Genomic DNA, 1,901 nt, shown 5'->3' on the forward strand with positions numbered 1-1,901 from the left:
GGGTAGCGCTCGGCCAGGTCGTTGATGATGGCGGCCTGCACCTTCTTGTGCATCTGCTTGTTCACGAACGGGTAGCCGTGCGGCAGCAACTCGTTGAACAGGACCCGGCCCAGGGTGGTGTCGGCCATCCAGGCATCGCCGGGCTGCCAGCCGTTGGCACCGAACAGCTCGGCCTCGATCTCGGCGGGCGGACGCAGCTGCGTCAGCCGCACCTTGATCTTGGCCCGCACCGACAGCACGCCGCGGTCGGCGGCCATGATCGCCTCGGCCGGCGAGGAGTACACGCCGACCTCCGGGGTGTCCTTCGCGGCGGGCGCGTACTCGCCCTTGTCGCCGGCGACCTCGGTGGTCAGGAAGTACAGCCCCGTCACCATGTCCAATCGCGGCATGGCCAGCGGACGCCCGGACGCGGGCGACAGGATGTTGTTGGAAGACAACATCAGGATGCGGGCCTCGGCCTGCGCCTCCGCGGAGAGCGGCAGGTGCACGGCCATCTGGTCACCGTCGAAGTCGGCGTTGAACGCCTCACACACCAGCGGGTGCAGCTGAATCGCCTTGCCCTCCACCAGCATCGGCTCGAAGGCCTGGATGCCCAGCCGGTGCAGGGTGGGTGCGCGGTTCAGCAGCACCGGGTGCTCGGCGATGACCTCTTCGAGGACGTCCCACACCTGGGCGCGCTGCCGCTCCACCATGCGCTTGGCGCTCTTGATGTTCTGCGCGTGGTTGAGGTCGACGAGCCGCTTCATCACGAAGGGCTTGAACAGCTCGAGCGCCATCAGCTTGGGCAGGCCGCACTGGTGCAGCTTGAGCTGCGGGCCGACCACGATGACCGAACGGCCCGAGTAGTCGACGCGCTTACCGAGCAGGTTCTGGCGGAACCGGCCCTGCTTGCCCTTGAGCAGATCCGACAGCGACTTCAGCGGACGGTTACCCGGCCCGGTGACCGGGCGGCCGCGGCGGCCGTTGTCGAACAGCGCGTCCACGGACTCCTGCAGCATCCGCTTCTCGTTGTTGACGATGATCTCGGGCGCACCGAGGTCGATCAGCCTCTTGAGGCGGTTGTTGCGGTTGATCACCCGGCGGTACAGGTCGTTCAGGTCCGAAGTGGCGAACCGGCCACCGTCGAGCTGCACCATCGGGCGCAGTTCCGGCGGGATCACCGGGACGGCGTCGAGCACCATGCCCATCGGCGAGTTGCCCGACTGCTGGAAGGCGGCGACCACCTTCAACCGCTTCAGCGCGCGAAGCTTCTTCTGCCCCTTGCCGTTTCGGATGACGTCACGCAGCGAGTCGGCCTCGGCGTCGATGTCGAAGTTCTCGATGAGCTTCTGGATCGACTCCGCGCCCATGGCGCCGGTGAAGTACTCGCCATAGCGGTCGACGAGCTCGCGGTAGAGGTTCTCGTCGACGATCAGCTGCTTGGGGGCCAGCTTGGTGAAGGTGCTCCAGATGTCCTCCAGCCGGTCCAGCTCACGCTGGGCCCGGTCACGGAGCTGGCGCATCTCCCGCTCGCCGCCGTCGCGGACCTTGCGGCGGGCGTCGGCCTTGGCGCCCTCGGCCTCCAGCTCGGCCAGATCGGCCTCCAGCTTCTGCGCGCGGGCCTCCAGATCGGCGTCGCGCTGGTCCTCGACGGCCTTGCGCTCCACCATCATCTCGGCCTCGAGCGTGGACAGCTCGTTGTGCCGCATCTCGTCGTCGACCGACGTGATGACGTACGCCGCGAAGTAGATGATCTTCTCGAGATCCTTCGGGGCCAGGTCGAGCAGGTAACCGAGCCGGCTCGGCACACCCTTGAAGTACCAGATGTGCGTGACGGGCGCAGCGAGCTCGATGTGGCCCATCCGCTCCCGGCGCACCTTGGCGCGGGTCACCTCGACGCCGCAGCGCTCACAGATGATGCC

Annotated in this window: 1 pseudogene; it reads right to left on the minus strand. The window is 67.4% G+C overall.

The features are described 5' to 3' along the window. Nucleotides 1–1,901, minus strand: a pseudogene (locus A9X04_RS26925) (DNA-directed RNA polymerase subunit beta'); the annotation flags it as partial.

Source organism: Mycobacterium sp. E3247 (assembly GCF_001667785.1).
GTDB lineage: Bacteria > Actinomycetota > Actinomycetes > Mycobacteriales > Mycobacteriaceae > Mycobacterium.